We start from the raw sequence: 17,423 nt of genomic DNA, 5'->3' as shown, positions 1-17,423 counted from the left end.
CGATGTCACGGCGAGACTATTTGAGAAAAGAGAGATTGACTAATAAACATACGTCCGTACGGCGCAGTGTCCCGCTTCGGACAATTGATACGTATCCCCTGTTCTTGCTATGGTGGGCGCCGATGCACCTTGTGGCTGTCCTTTTGCAGGGTATCGGAAGCCTTGGCTTCATGCTCTTTGGTATGAAGCTGATGAGTGACGGTATCCAAAAGGGTACTGGAGAAAGCCTCCACAAAATTCTCCAAGTGATGACCAGTAACTGTTTCTTCGCGGTGCTAACCGGCATGGCAGTTACCGCTATTGTGCAGTCGTCAGGGGCTACGACGGTTATGACGATTTCTTTTATTAACGCGGGAGTGCTTTCTTTGACGCAGTCAATCGGCGTAATTCTTGGTGCGAATATCGGTACCACTGTTACTGCTTGGATTGTTGCGCTTGTGGGTTTTCAGTTTAAGCTTGCGTCAATCGCTGTCCCCGCCTTTGGGATTGGCTATTTTCTGACTTTTTTTAAACACTTGCATAAAGAACATTTGGGCGAGAGCATCATGGGCTTTGGTCTTCTCTTTACCGGGCTTGGTTTGCTCTCTTCGCTCATTCCTCCACTTTCTGTAGAAGAGCTTTCCTTCCTTAAAATTGCAGTTGAGGATCGCGCGCTCAGTGTTTTTGTAGGACTCCTATCAGGCTTTATGTTAACGGTCATCTTGCACTCCTCGTCTGCAACCACTGCGATCGTGCTGACTATGGCGTTCGGTGGTGTCATCGGAGTGGAGTTCGCTGCAGCAAGCGTATTAGGAAGTAATGTGGGCTCTACCATTGATGCTGCAATTGCAGCCATTGGGAGTAAATTGAACGCACGGAGAGCTGCCGCAGTCCACGTGCTGTTTAATGTGTTTGGTGCATTGGTTTTTTTGATGTTTTTTCATCCAGTTTTGGCACTCTTGTATGTTTTGACTCCAAAGAATTCGGGTTTTGATAACATCACAGTGCGGCTTGCGCTCTTTCACAGTATGTTTAACATCGTCAACACTATTATTGTGTTTCCCTTCACTAAGCACCTTGCAGCGTTTGTAGAGTGGTTAATTCGTCCTCGGTATGACGACGCTCCAGAAAGGTATCAACTTGTTTTTCAAGAAACTGCGGTAAAAGAGAGCGCTGAGGCACATATTTTTCGTGCGGAAATTGAACTGAAAAAAATGTTTTCAATAGCACAGGGTATGCTTGTTACTATCCGTAAGTCCATTCAGGGAACGTGTGTGCTTTCTACTGATGAGATCGTAACACGCCTGACAAAGGAAGAGGATTATGCAGATCAAATGCAGGAACAGCTTTCGCGCTTTCTGATTAAAACATCGCATCTTTCTTTGAGCGAGAAAGCAAAACATAACGTGCAATTAATGTTTTCCATTGCAGACGATATTGAAAATATTACTGACCATTTGTGTGGTATAGGGTTGTACTTCCATAAGAGCATCAAGGGAAATGTACCGCTCAAGCGTGATGATATCGAGGAGTTAGTCCCGTACGTCGGCATGGTGGATGAGTGCGTTGACTTTGTGTATTCGCACTTGAACCGTCCACTGGAAGATAAGCAGGTGTTGCACGTAAACCAAATGACGCGCTCTATCGAAAGCAAGGGGGCCCATCTAAAAGGACTTGTGCGCAGACGTCTTGAGCAGGGTGCAGATGTAAAGGCGGAGCTCCTATATATGGACATCGTGCGTGGTATAGAAGCCGTCGGTAACTATGCCCTTAGTATCTCGCGCTGGCTTGCACGAATGCTGTAGTGGCGCAGTGAGCCGCTGCATCAATCAAGGCGATGTTCTTGGGGGGGGAAGAGAATTCTCCGGTTTCCCAGAAGCCTTCTTAGAGGAAGAGGTTCTTCTTGAAATCTGCTCCCTTAGGCCTTCTCCGGGAGGGAGGCGCCTTGGATAGGTAGACTTTTCTGCAGGGGTATCGGTATTTCTCAGGCGATTGGCGTGCCCGACGAAGGAAACGCGCGGCAGGTCCTTGCGCTTCTTGGATAAGCGAACTGCTTCCTCCGCTGCGCGTCGGGGTATGCGCGCAAACGCGCAGCGTTCGGTTATGTCAACGCGATCTACAAGATGACCGGGGATTTTTACCAGGGCACAGATGAACTGCACAACACGCTTTCGAGTGGGGTAGCTTTTTTTTCCGTACTCAATGCGCACATATGCCTTTTCCACGTCATGGGGACGTGCGCGGGCCGTCTCTGGCGTAATCGTTTTAATATCCCGGTACTGCCTGGGGTCCAGCGCAGTACCGTAGTGGATTTGCAGGAGCGCGGCGACAAGCGACACGTTCGGTTCCTGAGGAACGTCAGCGGGAGTACCCGGGGCTTCTGCCACGCGAGCTTTAAGGTCTTCTTGGAGCAGCCGCTGCGCAAAACGGGTAAAGGTTCCGTGCACCCCTTCAGAGAGTAATTGGCAAAGATGAGTCTTGAGGGACGAGAAAATACGCCCCTCCTTTTGAGCAAGAATGTGCTCCACCAAAGGTACCGTACTAGCTTTCAATTCGCCATTACAGTGTTTACTCAGATACTCCATCCGTCGTGTCTCGTGTGGGCGTACAAAACTGATAGCGATACCCTGTGATCCTGCGCGTCCAGTTCTGCCGACGCGGTGCGTGTAAGTAGCGCTATCATGAGGAATGGAGTAGTTCACCACGTGCGTAATTCCTTCGATGTCAATGCCGCGAGCGGCAACATCAGTGGCGACGAGAATACGCGCTCGTTTTGTACGAAAGCGCTCGAGAATTTTTTCTCGCTGGCTTTGCGGAATATCTCCGTGAAGTGCAGCAACATGGTAATGGCGTTCGTCTAGAGATTTCGCAACAGTGTCGGCGTCCGCCTTGGTTTGACAGAACACCAGACCGTAAAAGTTGTCGCTCACATCAATAAGGCGCACAAGCGCCTCAATTTTGTCAGCGTCCCTTACAACCCACATAAATTGTTCAATGAGCGGGCGCGCCTCTTCTGGAGTGACTTCTTCAACAACCTCGTAGCTTCCCATGAAGGTAGAGGCAATAGAAAGGATCTGCCTGGGCATAGTGGCAGAAAACATAAGGACGCGTGCGTCTTTATTTGCATGAGAGAAGATAGACTCTATATCCTCAACGAAACCCATGTTTAGCATCTCATCCGCTTCGTCTAATATGAAGTAGCGCAGATAAGACAGCTCGAGAGAACCGCGCTCAATATGATCGATGACGCGCCCGGGCGTTCCTACTATTATCTCTCCACCCTGTTCAAGATTACGCAGCTGCTCCGCGATGGAGACTCCACCGTACACGGTGTGAATCCGGGGTATTTTTTGTATCCTCAGGGAGCTCAGTTCGCTTGCGACCTGCGCAGCGAGCTCCCTTGTAGGAACAAGCACCAAGGCCCCTGGGTGTTCGCACGGGCTTCCCAGTTCTTGGATAAGGGGGAGGCCGAAGGCGGCCGTTTTTCCAGTCCCGGTTCGGGCCTTTGCGATGATATTCGCATCCCCTGCCAACAGTCGGGGAATGGCAGCAGCCTGGATGGGAGTTGGGCACCGAAACCCCTTGAGTCGCACCGCTGCAAGCGATTGTTCATTCAAACCAAGCTCTTCAAAGGACACGCCCATAGGAGGGAAGTGTAGCAAAAAGTGGAACTTTCTTGTAGAGACAAAAACACACAAAGAGCGCTGGACACCGTAGCGTTCCAGCGCTCTGGGAGCTCTTTCTCTATGGGCTCCCAACCACGCCCCTTGCACCCTTGTGGAAAAGGGGAGAAAGCGTATACGCCCTTGCCTATCCGCTACGGCAGAGGACGGTATTTCACGTTGGGCTCATACAGACCCTCGCGCTCCTCTCCCTTGAGACTGGGGATGACCAGGACTGTCTCAGGCTCTACCCAATTGGGGTTTTTGGACTGAGGAATTTTGTCCTTGTTCGCCTCATACAACTTCTTCCAGAGGAAGGGGTCGCCATAAACGGCGGGGTTTTTGGCAATATTCCAGAAACATTCCCGGTCAATGGACCACGTAGTCACCTTGTATTGCGCAGGTAGCACACGACCCTTCTCGAGTTCCTCCGCCTTTCGCGCTGCTTCCTCGGCGGCCCTGCGCGCAGCTTCCTCCTCCGCACGCTTACGTTCTTCCTGCGCTTTCTGGGCTGCAATTCTTTGTTCTTCGAGTTTTCGTGCCTCGGCGGCCTTGCGCGCAGCTTCCTCCTCCGCACGCTTACGTTCTTCCTGCGCTTTCTGGGCTGCAATTCTTTGTTCTTCGAGTTTTCGTGCCTCGGCGGCCTTGCGCGCAGCCTCCTCCTTCGCGGCCTTTGCAAGCAACTGACTTTCAGGCTTTACGTTTTTGAGTGCGTCCAACGCCTTACGCGCCCACGTGAGCGCTACGTCGTACTGCTTGCTGTCAAAAGCGAGCCCTCCGGTCTTGATAGCCTCGCTAGCGAGCAAATACTCGGTCGGATAGGCGCGATCGATGCGCTCATTTTTCGCCCACGCGTGGCGGGTGCGCGCAGCGTTCATAGCGTCCTCGGCAGTGGTGCGCGCCATAGTTTCCTTGATGTAGACCGAGGATTTTTGCGCAAAATCCTCAGCGAGCCGGGCGTACTCTGCAGAGACGTCATACTCTCCCGCATCGTATGTCTTCTCTGCAAGCTCCGAGTACGCACGACTCTTGCGAGAAAATTCATTGTCGTCGTAGGAAGCGGCAGACACAAACAGAGGAACACCCAGCAGTACGTACAACGCGGATACGAGCGAGAAATTACGTGTCTTCATCGAGAGGCTCCTTCTTCGTTCATAGAGGATTTTGGAGAACGTCCTCCGTCTTCAACACCCCGAGACTGCACGCGAGAAGGTGAAGAGGTGTCAGATATGGGGATCGGCGCAGACTCATCTGCCTGCGTTGTGTTAAGCCTGTCGTTTGGAAGCGGCTCTACCTCAATCGGCTCCTTTGAGAAACCCTGAGCGTTTTCAGGAAGTGGGGCACTCTTATCCGCACTCCGCGCAAGGTCAGAGGACGCCTTTTGCTTTGTTTTTGCAGACTGCAGCGCCTTTTCCGCCTCGGTCTTCTTCAGGCGTACAACCTTCCCCAGTTCTGTGTAGATCTCGAGGGCACGGTGGTACCCGCTAAAAGCTTTGGCACGTGCATTTACCTCTTCAGCTTCACGTGCTTCTTGGTATTGGCTGTCAGCTTCTTCCAGCTGTGGACGCAGCTCGACGGCTACCTTAAGACCGCCAACGTCCGTCTTTGCAGCACCCGCACGTGCCTTCATATCGGGTAGTAAGCGGCCGAATCCCTCATGCGCGACTTTCCGATACGACTCGAGCGCTTCGACGGTGGATTGCAGACACTGCGCGCTATCGGTCTCGTATAATTCAAGTGCCTTCTTCCACGATTCTTCCGCAGCGTTCGCGCTGTCCCCGTCGTACTGCGCAAGCTGGTGAGTCTGGATCTTAGATTGTAGGTCAGCAACTTCAACTCGGTTCCTGAGAATCTCGTACTTATCCGCAGCTTCTGAGGCGACACCGGCAGCTTTCTTGAGGTCCCCTTCAATCTTGGCGTCGGTAGACTGGCGCTCAACGTCCTGAATCTGGGAGAAAAGTTCGGGGTGCTGGGTGTCTGCGCCAGACTCTTGCGCGCCGATACGCGCCTCCATAAGCCTACGGTCAGCATGCGCACTCTCGACCAGAAGCGCACGCTGCTCTGCAGCCTTCTTTTCAGCTTCCTCCTTGGCGCCCGAGGCACAGGAGCCGAGCATAGCCGCGCAGGCAAGTGCTACGCCGGAGTACACAAGCGTATGAGCATTCATGATGTTAACCTCCCACGTGATACCTCCTCGGCTCATGTGAGGAGAGTACCGTTCGGCCCGGGAGGGTACACCAGAAAGCCCCCTTATTCAAGACTTCGCCACCGCGTCGAAAAGGACGCGCCGCCTAGCACGTTACGCTTACCTTTGTTCTGCTTTTCGTTTCTCTTGGTACTCCTTTATGAGCGAGTCCGTCACACCTTGCGGTGCCTTGCCGTACTTAGCAAACTCCATAGAATACTCAGCCTTACCTTGTGTGGAAGAACGTAGCACGGTGGAGAACCCGAACATCTCGCTCAGCGGGACCTCCGCGTCCACGCGGGAAAATTGTTCATCGTCCGCTGACGATACCACCACTCCCCGCCGCTGGTTAATTAACCCAAAGACACTGCCTTGGAACTCCTGGGGCCCTTCCACCGACACTCGCATGATTGGCTCTAAGACTACTGGCTTTGCCCCATTGTACGCTTCACGAAAGGCACCAATCGCTGCCGCCTGGAACGCCATGTCTGAGGAGTCAACCGGGTGAGACTGCCCATCGTTAATGGTAACGCGCACCCCCACAATCGGAAAACCAATAAGAGTTCCTTTCTTTACCGCTGTGCGAAAGCCTTTGTCACACGAAGGGATAAACTCATTTGGGATTACTCCTCCCTTGATTTGATCTACAAACTCATAGTCCTGCCCGGCGATGGGCTCTATAAAGCCGGCCACACGCCCGAACTGCCCGGAACCGCCGGTTTGCTTTTTGTGGGTGTAGTTAAAATCCGCGCGCGCACTAATTGCCTCCCGATACGCCACCTGCGGCATGCCCGTCTCCACCTCACACTTATACTCGCGTCGCATGCGCTCAATGTACACATCCAGGTGCAACTCCCCCATCCCCTGGATGATAGTTTGGTTAGACTCAGGATCTACGAAGCTGCGGAAGGTAGGATCTTCCTTGGTGAACCGGTTCAGCGCTTTGGAAACTTGGTCAGCGGACCGCTTGTCCTTAGGAGTGATGGAAAGCGAGATGACCGGCTCTGGAACAAACATCGAAGTCATTGCGTAATTCAGATCTCCACTGCAAAAGGTGTCTCCCGACGCGCAGTCCACGCCGAAAAGCGCCACAATGTCTCCGGGGGTTCCCTCACTGATGTCTTCCATCTGGTTAGAGTTCATCCGTACCAAACGGCCCACCTTGAATTTCTTGCGCGCGCGGACGTTAAAAAGCTCAGCCCCTTTTTTGATAGTCCCCTGATATACACGCACATAGGTGAGTTGGCCGTATTTGCCATCCTCTAGTTTAAACCCGAGCGCAACTACCGGTGCGTCTGCATCGGTGGAGAGGGTAACTGGCTCCTCGGCTCTATCCAGATCGAGCGCGGTATTAGTTACCTCGGTAGGATCTGGCAGATAGTATGTGATAGCGTCCAAAAGTGGCTGAATACCTTTATTTTTGTACGCAGAACCGCAAAAAACCGGGACAAACTTTTCTGCAATGGTGCCCGCACGTACTGCCGCTCGAATCAATTGATCGGTCTCAGTTCCTTCAAGGTAGGCCTCAGCAAGCTCGTCAGAAAACAAAGACGCCGCATCGATGAGTTCATCCCGGTACTTTTTCACATCTGCCTGATACTGTTCGGGAATGGGCGCCTCACGCACGTGCGCGCCACTTTCTCCCTCGAAATAGAGGGCTTTGAGCGAAATTAAATCGATGACACCCTCTAGACGGTCTTCAAGCCCAATGGGTAACTGCATAAGATGCGCGTTAAGGGAGAGCTTTTCGCGCAGCTGAGCGCAGACCTTGAAAGGGTTGGCACCCGTACGATCACACTTATTGATAAATGAGATACGGGGCACGTGATAGCGGCGGAGCTGCCGGTCGACAGTGATGGACTGGGACTGGACGCCTGCAACCGAACAGAGTACGAGGACGGCACCGTCTAAAACGCGCAAGGAGCGCTCCACCTCGATGGTGAAGTCAACGTGCCCGGGAGTGTCAATGACGTTTATAGTGTGTCCCTTCCACTGGACCTGGGTGGAGGCAGACTGGATGGTAATACCGCGCTCCCGCTCAAGCTCCATGTTGTCCATGGTGGCGCCAACACCGTCTTTACCACGCACCTCATGGATGGCGTGAATACGATCACAGTAAAAGAGAATGCGCTCAGAAAGGGTTGTCTTTCCAGAATCTATGTGCGCGCTGATGCCGATATTCCTGAAGGTAGAAATACCTCTACTCATAGCAATTCCTTCTTCCTCGGGGACTGGCGCGCAGCGTAACAAGCCCTCAGGAAAAAGACAAGGCCCCGCTCCGCAGGGGTAGCAGGGCGCAGCCCGCCACCGCGGGGAAGACGGGCGCCCGCCTTCTCTGGCGGGGTCGTGCCGATGCACACGGTGCGCTTCACCCCTCCGGGCTAGAACCGCTAGTTTTGCGTAACCTGCAGCTTACGCGCTTTCCCTCCTGTGAAAGGCAGAAGACTCTGCAAGGGAGTAGGCGCCGCCCTGCTCTCTGAGTGAGGGAACGATGAGGTTGACCGTAAAGTCTGCGTGTGCCGTATGCACAGCAACCTGGTACAGCCCGCGACGGATACGCTCAGTAAATTTTGCAGTGGCAAAATCAATCTCCTTGAGAGAGAAAATGCGTTCGCATGCAATGTTCCCGCCTCCTGCCGCTTCATGAATGATAAGATGACGCTGCCCGCCTACTGCGCGCACGTGCTGCAACTGAAAGGCACAGAGAGCGCAGACCTCCCCCTGTGTTTGGAAGAGCAGTACGTCAGAGGGAAGAGTGCCGTGTCTTTCATGCAACGGAGCAGAACTACGCCGCACCCTGTGCGCTCTCACTGAATAGTCCATCTCTACCATGAGCGCGCGCCACTCAATGAGCAGCGTCAAAAGCGCATGCCGAGAGGTGTAGGAACTCTCCTGCGCGTGTGACCTGGTGTTGTGCGGCACGTCGGGAATAAGACGCGAAGAAGAACAGGAAGTAGGAACGGGCGGGCAATAAGGAGGGAGCGGCGGACGCTCCAACGTCTCAAGTATCTGAGGAGCCTGTTCCCAGGAGATTGTGCGCACATATGCGTGTTTTTCGTCGCGCAGTGCATCAGACGGCATCGATGCGGCAAGGATAAAAAGGGTGTCCCCACGCGTGCGTGCACCAATGACGGTTGCGTGCGCCTCGATGCGCGCCAAGAACGCTCTCAAGGGTGCCAGGTCCTGCGCGTGCCCTGCGCGGTACCGGATAAGGGACAGGTGCTCACGTCGCTGAAGCGCGGCGTATAGAAAGGGGCGATTGTCGCCCGGGTACGGGTGATAGGTAGGTGTCATTAGGTGAAGTTTCGGTGAACGCGCGCATGAGGGTAAGCAATAGCCGCGCGCGTGTATTTTTTTGCAGCACCGTGCATACCGCCCCAGCGGACGTCGCTAAGCTGCGCCGTACGGCTCTCACACAGTCTGTCGACGTTTCACCTTCTTTTCGTGTATCATGGGCCGGCGTGCCCGCGCGCACTGCAAAAGGGAGCCTTAACTGAGATGAATACGCGCTACAAACAGTCAGATGATTCTTCAGATCCATTCGGGTTTTTTAAGTTCTCCCCCCGCCCTCAAAAAGGCCCTTCGTCGTCACGCGAAAGACCTCCGCGCAGAAATTCGCGTAAGGTGCTCTCGCTCGTGCTCCTTGCTCTTTGTGCGCTGCTTGCTCTTGCAAACCACTTTTTGTTTTCCCGTGCTTTGCGCATCATCCCGTTCTCGGAATTTAAAGATCGCATTGCAAGTGGGGAAATCGTAAAGGTTGTTGTCGGTTCCCCTTACTTTGTCGGGTACACTTCCGCGCGCCCTGCGCCTTCTGCGCGGGGTTTCTCGTTGCTCTCTGAGCGGGAGGCTCCTACCTATCATGCCATCGGTGTCCTCTCCGATTCCTTTTTGAGCATGCTCGATGAGCGGCAGGTGGTCTACAGTATTAAGCCGCGCGAGCGCAATTACCTCATAGAGACATTTCAATATCTCTTTCCGCTGCTCATCCTCTTTTTTGTCTGGCGCTTTTTCTTTAAGCGGATGGCCTCAAATGTAAGCGGGCTGGGGAGCAGTATTTTCTCAGCCGGACACGCGCGCTCTGCGGCGGTGGAAGAAGGAAAGGTCACCACACGCTTTGCAGACGTTGCAGGGGTGGATGAGGCAAAAGAAGAGCTGATGGAAGTAGTTGATTTTCTCAAGTTCCCTAAAAAGTATACTGAAATCGGGGGGAAAATTCCCCGCGGGGTGCTGTTGGTCGGTCCCCCAGGGACGGGTAAGACGTTGCTTGCACGCGCAGTGGCAGGTGAGGCGTCAGTGCCCTTTTTTCGCATCAGTGGCTCAGACTTCATCGAAATGTTTGTGGGGATTGGCGCCTCGCGTGTGCGCGATTTATTCAAACAAGCGCGGGAGAAGGCGCCAGGGATTATTTTTATCGATGAGCTTGACGCAATTGGAAAAAGCCGCCTGAACGCTATCCATTCCAACGATGAGCGGGAACAAACGCTTAACCAGCTTCTGGTAGAAATGGATGGGTTTGATAACACCACCGGTCTCATTTTGCTTGCTGCTACCAATCGCCCCGATGTGTTAGATCCTGCGCTCCTACGCCCCGGTCGTTTTGACCGACAGGTTTGCGTAGATCGGCCCGATCTTAAGGGAAGAGAGGCAATTCTGCGTATTCATGCGCAGAACGTGAAGTTAGCGCCAGAAGTGGATTTGAAGGCAGTGGCGCGCATCACCGGTGGGTATTCAGGTGCTGATTTAGCAAACGTGGTGAACGAGGCAGCGTTGCTTGCGGTACGGTCTGGGCGTGCGCAGGTGATTGAAACGGATTTGGACGAAGCGGTCGAAAAGACAATGATAGGATTGCAGAAAAAAAGTCGGGTAATTCGAGAAGAAGAGCGCCGGATTATTGCGTACCACGAGACAGGACATGCCCTTGCAGGTACCTTCACGAAGGGTGCAGACAAGGTGCACAAAATTACAATTATTCCCCGGGGCACCTCTGCGCTTGGATATACTTTTCACATTCCTGAAGACGATCGGCATATTGTTACGGAGCAGCAGTTGTTGGCAGAAGTAGATGTGCTGCTTTCAGGACGCGCAGCGGAATTTGTAGCCTTTGGGGAAGTTTCAACTGGTGCAGGGAACGATATTTCTCGCGCAACAGACATTGTCCGCAAGATGATTACAGATTATGGGATGAGCGCAAAGTTTCAAAACGTTGCACTTACTCGCCGCGGAACTGGGTATCTCGCGGAGCCGCAGTTAGCGCGCGAGTATTCGGAGTGCACACAGCAGTACGTTGATGAGGAAGTGGCGCGCGTTCTAGCTGAGCGCTACCGCGCGGTGGTAGCACTCTTAACGGAGAAAAAAGAGCTCCTTGAGTACATCGCAACGCGCCTTTTGGAGCGAGAAACCATCGAGCGCGACGAGTTTGAGGAAGTTATTCGCTGCGAACACGACCTAGAGGGGCTAAAAAAGCGTCTAAGCCAGCAGCAGGAAGGGGCATCCGCCCCTGCGCAGGGTCAGTCGCCACCTTCCTGAAGGATAAGGCGCTGTTCCTTTACGCTCAGGGCCCGCGTGATAAAAATTTCGTCCGCGCTCGTGCTGTGGATGATGGGCTTGCCGTTGCGGTGAATTTCTCCGTGTACCTGCACGATGGGGAAGCGTGGGTCGTCGGGGTTAACGTCCACCACCTGCGCGATTTTCCCGTTTGATAAGTGCACATGGGTCCCGATAGGATAAAACGACAGGGCAAAGAGAAGCGCGCGCGAAATGACTTCGTCATACTGGGTGTTCGCGTTACGCACAAGGTCGACGATGCCCTCAGCGGCGTTTTTCATTTCCTTGTATGAGCGCGGGGCGGTTGCTGCCTCGTAAGAACAAGCGACTGCGATTATCTTGCCATAGAGGGAAATCTTTTCTCCCACGAGCCTGCGCGGGTAGCCGAGCCCATTTTCGCGCTCGTGATGCTCAAGTGCCCCAACACACACCGGCAGAGGGAGCGAGTGGTCACGCAGGATATGGTAGGAGATAATAGGGTGCGCAAAGATCGCCTTCTGCGTTTTTGGATCTAACTCCCCCTCCGTGGTGTACGCCTTCGGGATAACGCGCGCCATGCCAATTTCGTGAAGCAGACAAGATGTTGCGAGCTCAATGATCTTGAACGGTTGCATTTTTAGCTGTAACCCAATGACAACAGCATACAACGTCGAACGGAGTGCATGTGTCTCAAGCGCGTAGTGCTCCCGGTAGGGAATGGTGGGAAGGACGCGCAGTAGCGTTTGCCGATGCTTTTTTACCAATTCGCAAAGCATCTTCGCACGGTCAATGACCGCACGCGTGTTCAGGCTCTGCTTTGCACGATACTGATCAAAAACGTGCTCAACGAACATTTGAAACTCGTTGTACTGTTTCTCCAGTGCGTGAAAACGGCTTCGTTGTGCACGCAAGGCCTCGGATCCGGGAGCACCCTTCGCGTTTGGATCGCCGGATGCAGGCAGAGGACACTCCAGTGTAGTCTCAGAAGAAAGCAGTTGTCCGCCGGTGTGCACCGTGGTGAAGTCCCACTTCTGCAGTCGACTCTTTAGCGCTTCGTCAAAGAGACCTGCGGGGGTCAGCACTAAAAAAGTGTCATCAAGATACACGTCATCGCTGAAGTGGGTTTCCTCGGATATATCTACAATTGCATACGTATTCACGTTTCGCTCGCCCCCATAGTAGAATGGCGCCCCGCACAGGCGGGGAGGCAGTATAGGAGATTTCCCATGAAGATCAAAGCATTAGTAGTGCTTTTTAACGGTGCACTCCTGCTGCTGTGTATGGGTACCGGATATGTTCTGTTTCTCACTCCTGTCCGGGGTACAGGCTGGCAATCTGTGCGCGCGTATGGGATTTTTTTTCTCATTTTTCTCCTACTCTTTTTGCTGATAAATACACTCTATGTTAAAAACAGGAGACTGCTTCGATACCTGGATGCGGAAGATTGGTCGGCATTGGCAGCTCTTTTGGAGGAGGAAGTGTTCACCCGCAATAGGGTTGCCTTGCGGAGGGTGTCTCTCCTTTCAGAGTCACTGATCCTTTTAAGTGACTTTGAAGCACTTGAGCGACTAGAACATTTTGTGCACGCGCAGCGCCCTCGGTATATCATGAAGTGCGCGCTCACCTTTGCCGTTGGCAAGCTCCTTGCGGGAAAGTACTCGGAGCTGCGTACCTTTATGACGCGCGTTGCCGCCACACAGGCACCCGTCCAGCCGTGGACTCGCTTTTACCTCGCATTCGCGTGTCACCTGTGCGGCGACTTTGAACAGGCACACGCGCATCTTCTCACGTTGGTGCACACCAAGCGTCAGCCGTTGATTCGCGTACTCAGTGCATACCTTCTGTCAGAAGTGCTTCCTGAAAAACTTAGGCGCGCCCCCGCGCACGACGCCCAGCTGATTGCGCGCGGCTGTGCGCATGCAGCACAGGTGAGGGCAGACGTCCATGCACACTACACGCCCCGCCGCTGGGCGGACTACGAGAATCGCAAGAAGCAAAACGTAGACGTCTTGGTGTTTCTAAAACTGATGCAGGACGCACGCGCTTGGCTCTTTCCCTGAAAGGGGGAACGCACGGGCCCTGCCCCTGCGCCCCACACACGTCTTTGAGTGGCCCCGGATGTCAGGCCTCGCGCCACTCCCCCCCCTTCTCGGTATAGGCGGCGCAAAACTTGAGTGTTCGGGTGAGGAGTTCAAAGAGGTGTGCGTGTGCCCGTGCGCGGTAGGTAGGCTCGGTCGGGAGGAGCGTGCACAGCGCTGTGTACAATGCATGTGTTTTGTTTTCATACGTTGTGGGTGTCAGTGGCATCGCGTTGAGGAAGGAACGAGTTCTCTCAAGTGCGTGCTCGAGGTTATGGAGAGAAGCGCACCGCGTATCCGCACGTCTGAGAGCACGCCATAGGTTCCGTGCACCTTCTGCGGATTTCTTTTTCTTCGTGAAATGACCGAGACAGTGCACAGGTGTACTCTTCATCGTGCGCCTCCAGCGCACCGCATCGGTGCAATTGACCTGCACGCTGCTGTTTCTATACCGGGAGTATAGCCTGCGTCGGCGGCTATACATGGTCCGGCAGTGCGGCACAGCTGCAGACCGGTTGAGTAACGTGACAAGCTGGGAAAAGCGCAAGGGCGTGATGCCTGCAACTCTCCTTCCTGCAGGCTCAAGCGCATACGTTTTAATGTGCGTATAACGCGCAAGGTGTGCTTCGAGCCACGCGGCGTACAGTGAAAAACGCGCGTCGGTTAGCACCGTTTGCTCTTTGTTCTCCCCGGTAGGGGAAGCAGGGGAGTTCTTTCCTGGATGGGGGTCAGATGCAGCCGGGACAGGATATAGGGGCAGGGAGTGCAGTGCACAGAAGGAGGTAGTTTCGGCAGGAGCCACTCGACCCGATTGCAGGTGTGCCCGCTCCTCAAACAGCGCTCCGCGAAAGTGCGTGCGCGCTCCAGGAAATGCCAGATCCAACCCTATGTACACTATGGTTGTCGCTCCCAAGTAGCGGGCACATTCCCACGCACTTGTAGCAACCGACCCACCTGAGGCGAGAAGATCAGGCGCGACAAAAGGGAGAGGAAGAGCGTGGGAAGGAGAGCAGGAGGCATCATGGTGCGCAAGGGATGTAGCGAAAGGGCATGCCGAACCTGCAAGGACAATGTACTCCCACGGGAGTCGAAACACTGCAGGGAACACAGAAATGTCAGTGATAAGCAGTGCATGGGGCGCCACCGCACGTGCTACGTGCAAATAGTTCCAGTATTGTGGATCAAACAGAAGCACAACGTCCGGGGTGACGCGCGCGCGTGCACACGCGCGCAACGCGGTATCAACCGCAATAATCAGTGTTTTTTTTTTAGGTACGGAAGGAACGATATACTCGCATCCACCCCAGGGCCACCTGCAATGATGAGTGCAGTACTCCCTGCCGCGCAGTTGCGCAGCGCATTTACGGGCGTGCGCACACACAGCTGTGCGGCATTTTTTATAGTGTTGCGTATCCAAAGCGGACCGAACCGTTGCAGCGTTTGCTTATTCGTTTCTGCCTGTGCAGTTGCGTGCCGGTGCGCCTGGGTAAAATCGTGAAACCACGCGGCGTTTAGCTCCTGGGCTGGTAAGAAATGGAACAGGGGGAGAGACACATCCCCCGTGGCGCGCAGGAACTGCAACACATCCGGTACCGTCTGTGCAGGCAGTATTTTTAGACGTTCGTGTCGGAGGAGGGGAGTGAGAGGTCTACTGGCTAAAAAAAGCAGGAACACGAATATATCTGGCTCGATAAGCACTACCGTGTGCGTAGGGTGCTGCTGCGCGTACAGTTCTGCTACATAGCCAAGACCTAAACCTGCACCTACATAGCCGCCTTTTGCAATCGCGTGCGTAAAAAAATCCTGGCTGATAAGACGTGCAGCCTCTTGCCGCGGCCGATATTTTGAGTGGAGATAGGTGCCCCGTACTGCAAGCGTTGCGTCTCCGTCATGGGCCGCTGCAAGGAGGTAATCAGGAGGGATACGTTGCAGGAGCTGCTCGTTTGGAAGTGTCAGCGCATGTGCAAGATCTGGAAACCGCTGGGCAAAAAGAGCGCTGTTTTGCGCAAAAAACTTCTCAAAGGGATGCTTTCTTCTGTGTTTCAGATCCCCTACGCGTGTGGTACTGCAGCCTTGCGCAACACCGGCCGGGAAACGCGCGGGATCTCGCTTTTTATTTGAGTTTGAGTTCAATGGTCATTCCTTTTGTCAGAGGTGTGCCCGCAGGCGGATGCTGCTCGTACACATAACCTTCTCCTGTAAGGACAAGGTGCACGTCGGTGCGTTTTGCAATATCCAGGAGTAAACGTTTAGGTTGACCGGTGAGGTCTGGCATATGGGTTCCCAACCGTGGAGGTGTCCGTTCTGACGTATGGATGAGACCGCTGTGTTGGATTAACGGGGCATTGGCACGGACCATACCGCGGTAGTCGATAATCTCGTTTGCCGCTTGAGAGATGACAGGCGCTGCAATGAGCTCTCCATAGGCTTGTCCGATAGGACGGATGATGGCAATGTATAAGATAATTTCTGGATCGTGCGCGGGGAAAAGGCCGATGCAACTTGCAAGGTAGTCGGTGTCGCTGTAGCCGCGACCATTTCTGTGCGCCATTTGCGCAGTGCCTGTTTTGACTGCGATCGGCACCCCGTCTACGAGCGCCTTTTTCCCGGTGCCAAGTTCTGCGGCGGTGCGCATGTATCGCAACACCTTTTGCGCATTTACTGCGGAGATAACGCGTGTTTTGGGTTTCTTTTTGTGCCGGTACACCACGGTACCTTCGGCGGTAGTGACCTCATGGAGGAGGGAGAGGCCGAGCGGTACGCCCTCGTTGGCGAGCGCGGTAGCGGCAGCCACAACCTGCAAGGCAGAGACGCCAATTTCCTGGCCGATTGCGATGGTGTGCTTGCTGCGGTGGGACCAGCGTTCTGAGGGAGAGAAGAGACCGACGGTTTCCCCCGGTAACTCAATTTCTGTTTTCGCGCCAAATCCAAAGGCGCGTAATAGCTGCTCAAAGCTGTGGTTGTCGGCACGTTCAGCAATTTGTGCCATGCCGTCATTACACGAAAGCCGGATGATATCTTCAGCGCTGATGGTACCGTGTGGGCGCAGGCAGCGGATGAGATGGCCTTTTTGACCTGGTTTTGAAAAGGGGGAGGTAAAGGAGAAGGAACCGTCGCAGTGGAGCGTGTCGTGGGTGTAAGTTACCCCGAGTTCTAACAGTGCAGCGATGGAAAAAATTTTGAACACAGAGCCAGGCTCATAGATGAAAAGGGCGGGGCGATCGAAGCGTTCGGCAGGGGTACTTTGGGAAAAGTGTGAAAGGTTAGCAGACGGCTTGCTGACGTAGGATAAAATCTGACCTGTCTTAGCCTCCACCGCAAGGAACATGAGTCCTTCTGCCTGGGTACGCCGGAGCGTAGTATCTGCGATTTTTTCCATCATGTACTGGATGGTTCGGTCGATCGAGAGGGTGACAGTATGCCCCTTGCCCGTATACCCGGTGTGGTACGGGGCAGGAGAAAGAACATCCTGCAAGGTGTACTCGATACCGCTCAGTCCCCTTCCGTCATCACCTACGTATCCGATGACCGTGGACGCTAGGCTACTTTCTGGATAGATGCGGTTGCGCACTGCCTCTAGGCGAAATCCTTTCAGGGAGTGCTCCTTAAGAGCGTGAGCGACAAGGTTCTTTTCCGTTTCACTCATTTTTTTCTTGAGGTAAAAGAAGTGAGCGCGCGCGGTGCGGAATTTTTCTTCAATATCTTGTTCTGAAAGGTCAAGAACCTGTGCTAACACGTGGGCTGCAGTGCGTGGGTCTGAGACAAGATTTTTGTTAACACTGAGGTTGTAGACGGTGGTTCCAACGGCAAGAAACCGGCCATTTCGGTCCAAGATCGCGCCGCGTTCAGTGAGTGTGTTCAGTTCCTTTGTCTCGTTGCCACGCATGAGCATGTACCGCGCGCACTGAACGGTGAGCAGCAGAAGCACAGCGGTCAGGGAGGAGATAAAGACCGCAACGCGGCTTCGGGTAATGTTCACGGCAGGTCAGGCCTCCT

Annotated in this window: 12 protein-coding genes; 3 read left to right on the top strand and 9 right to left on the bottom strand. The window is 53.9% G+C overall.

Features of this window, described 5'->3' with window-relative positions; translation table 11 throughout:
* Positions 1 to 2: 2 nt before the first annotated feature.
* Positions 3 to 1,784: a Na/Pi cotransporter family protein gene (locus TPCCA_RS03800; RefSeq protein ID WP_013945366.1), complete on the top strand. Its 1,782-nt coding sequence runs from the start codon at positions 3 to 5 to the stop codon at positions 1,782 to 1,784.
* A 24-nt stretch (positions 1,785 to 1,808) separates the two neighbouring features.
* Here the strand turns inward: TPCCA_RS03800 and TPCCA_RS03795 are convergent, their stop codons facing one another.
* From TPCCA_RS03795 to TPCCA_RS03775, 5 genes are all read right to left on the bottom strand, one after another.
* A complete protein-coding gene (locus TPCCA_RS03795) occupies positions 1,809 to 3,623 on the bottom strand; it encodes a DEAD/DEAH box helicase (protein ID WP_245522098.1) in 1,815 nt (604 codons plus the stop codon).
* 173 nt (positions 3,624 to 3,796) lie between these two features.
* Complete coding sequence (locus tag TPCCA_RS05525) at positions 3,797 to 4,774, bottom strand: LysM peptidoglycan-binding domain-containing protein (RefSeq protein ID WP_013945364.1); 978 nt, start codon at positions 4,772 to 4,774, stop codon at positions 3,797 to 3,799.
* Positions 4,771 to 5,808 (bottom strand): migration/adhesion factor TmpA, encoded by a 1,038-nt coding sequence (gene tmpA, locus TPCCA_RS03785; protein WP_010882213.1) that lies wholly within the window; start codon positions 5,806 to 5,808, stop codon positions 4,771 to 4,773. Before tmpA ends, TPCCA_RS05525 begins: the two co-directional genes overlap by 4 nt.
* A 138-nt stretch (positions 5,809 to 5,946) precedes the next feature.
* Complete coding sequence (fusA, locus tag TPCCA_RS03780) at positions 5,947 to 8,034, bottom strand: elongation factor G (protein ID WP_010882212.1); 2,088 nt, start codon at positions 8,032 to 8,034, stop codon at positions 5,947 to 5,949.
* Positions 8,035 to 8,238: 204 nt separating this feature from the next.
* Positions 8,239 to 9,120: a hypothetical protein gene (locus TPCCA_RS03775; RefSeq protein WP_013945362.1), complete on the bottom strand. Its 882-nt coding sequence runs from the start codon at positions 9,118 to 9,120 to the stop codon at positions 8,239 to 8,241.
* 402 nt (positions 9,121 to 9,522) lie between these two features.
* Between TPCCA_RS03775 and ftsH the strand changes: the two genes are divergently transcribed.
* Positions 9,523 to 11,352 (top strand): ATP-dependent zinc metalloprotease FtsH, encoded by a 1,830-nt coding sequence (gene ftsH, locus TPCCA_RS03770; RefSeq protein ID WP_245522218.1) that lies wholly within the window; start codon positions 9,523 to 9,525, stop codon positions 11,350 to 11,352.
* On the opposite strand, the gene TPCCA_RS03765 is transcribed toward ftsH, so the two are convergent.
* The gene (locus tag TPCCA_RS03765) at positions 11,334 to 12,509 is read right to left on the bottom strand and encodes an HD-GYP domain-containing protein (protein ID WP_013945360.1); all 1,176 of its coding nucleotides are present in this window, start codon (positions 12,507 to 12,509) and stop codon (positions 11,334 to 11,336) included. The genes ftsH and TPCCA_RS03765 overlap by 19 nt on opposite strands.
* Here TPCCA_RS03765 and TPCCA_RS03760 point away from each other — a divergent pair.
* A complete protein-coding gene (locus TPCCA_RS03760) occupies positions 12,468 to 13,409 on the top strand; it encodes a hypothetical protein (protein WP_010882208.1) in 942 nt (313 codons plus the stop codon). The genes TPCCA_RS03765 and TPCCA_RS03760 overlap by 42 nt on opposite strands.
* 61 nt (positions 13,410 to 13,470) lie before the next feature.
* Here TPCCA_RS03760 and TPCCA_RS03755 read toward each other — a convergent pair whose 3' ends face one another.
* From TPCCA_RS03755 to TPCCA_RS03745, 3 genes are read right to left on the bottom strand one after another with little or no spacing between them, the layout of a single operon-like run.
* Positions 13,471 to 14,661 (bottom strand): 6-hydroxymethylpterin diphosphokinase MptE-like protein, encoded by a 1,191-nt coding sequence (locus TPCCA_RS03755; RefSeq protein ID WP_013945358.1) that lies wholly within the window; start codon positions 14,659 to 14,661, stop codon positions 13,471 to 13,473.
* A 20-nt stretch (positions 14,662 to 14,681) separates the two neighbouring features.
* The gene (locus tag TPCCA_RS03750; protein ID WP_013945357.1) at positions 14,682 to 15,560 is read right to left on the bottom strand and encodes a motility associated factor glycosyltransferase family protein; all 879 of its coding nucleotides are present in this window, start codon (positions 15,558 to 15,560) and stop codon (positions 14,682 to 14,684) included.
* Positions 15,541 to 17,406: a penicillin-binding protein gene (locus tag TPCCA_RS03745; RefSeq protein ID WP_013945356.1), complete on the bottom strand. Its 1,866-nt coding sequence runs from the start codon at positions 17,404 to 17,406 to the stop codon at positions 15,541 to 15,543. Before TPCCA_RS03745 ends, TPCCA_RS03750 begins: the two co-directional genes overlap by 20 nt.
* Between the last annotated feature and the right edge of the window lie 17 nt (positions 17,407 to 17,423).

Origin of the sequence: Treponema paraluiscuniculi Cuniculi A (genome assembly GCF_000217655.1) — a bacterium.
Taxonomy (GTDB): Bacteria; Spirochaetota; Spirochaetia; order Treponematales; family Treponemataceae; genus Treponema; species Treponema pallidum.
The sequence above is the reverse complement of the archived record's forward strand: the minus strand, read 5'-3'. Positions and strand labels throughout refer to the sequence as shown.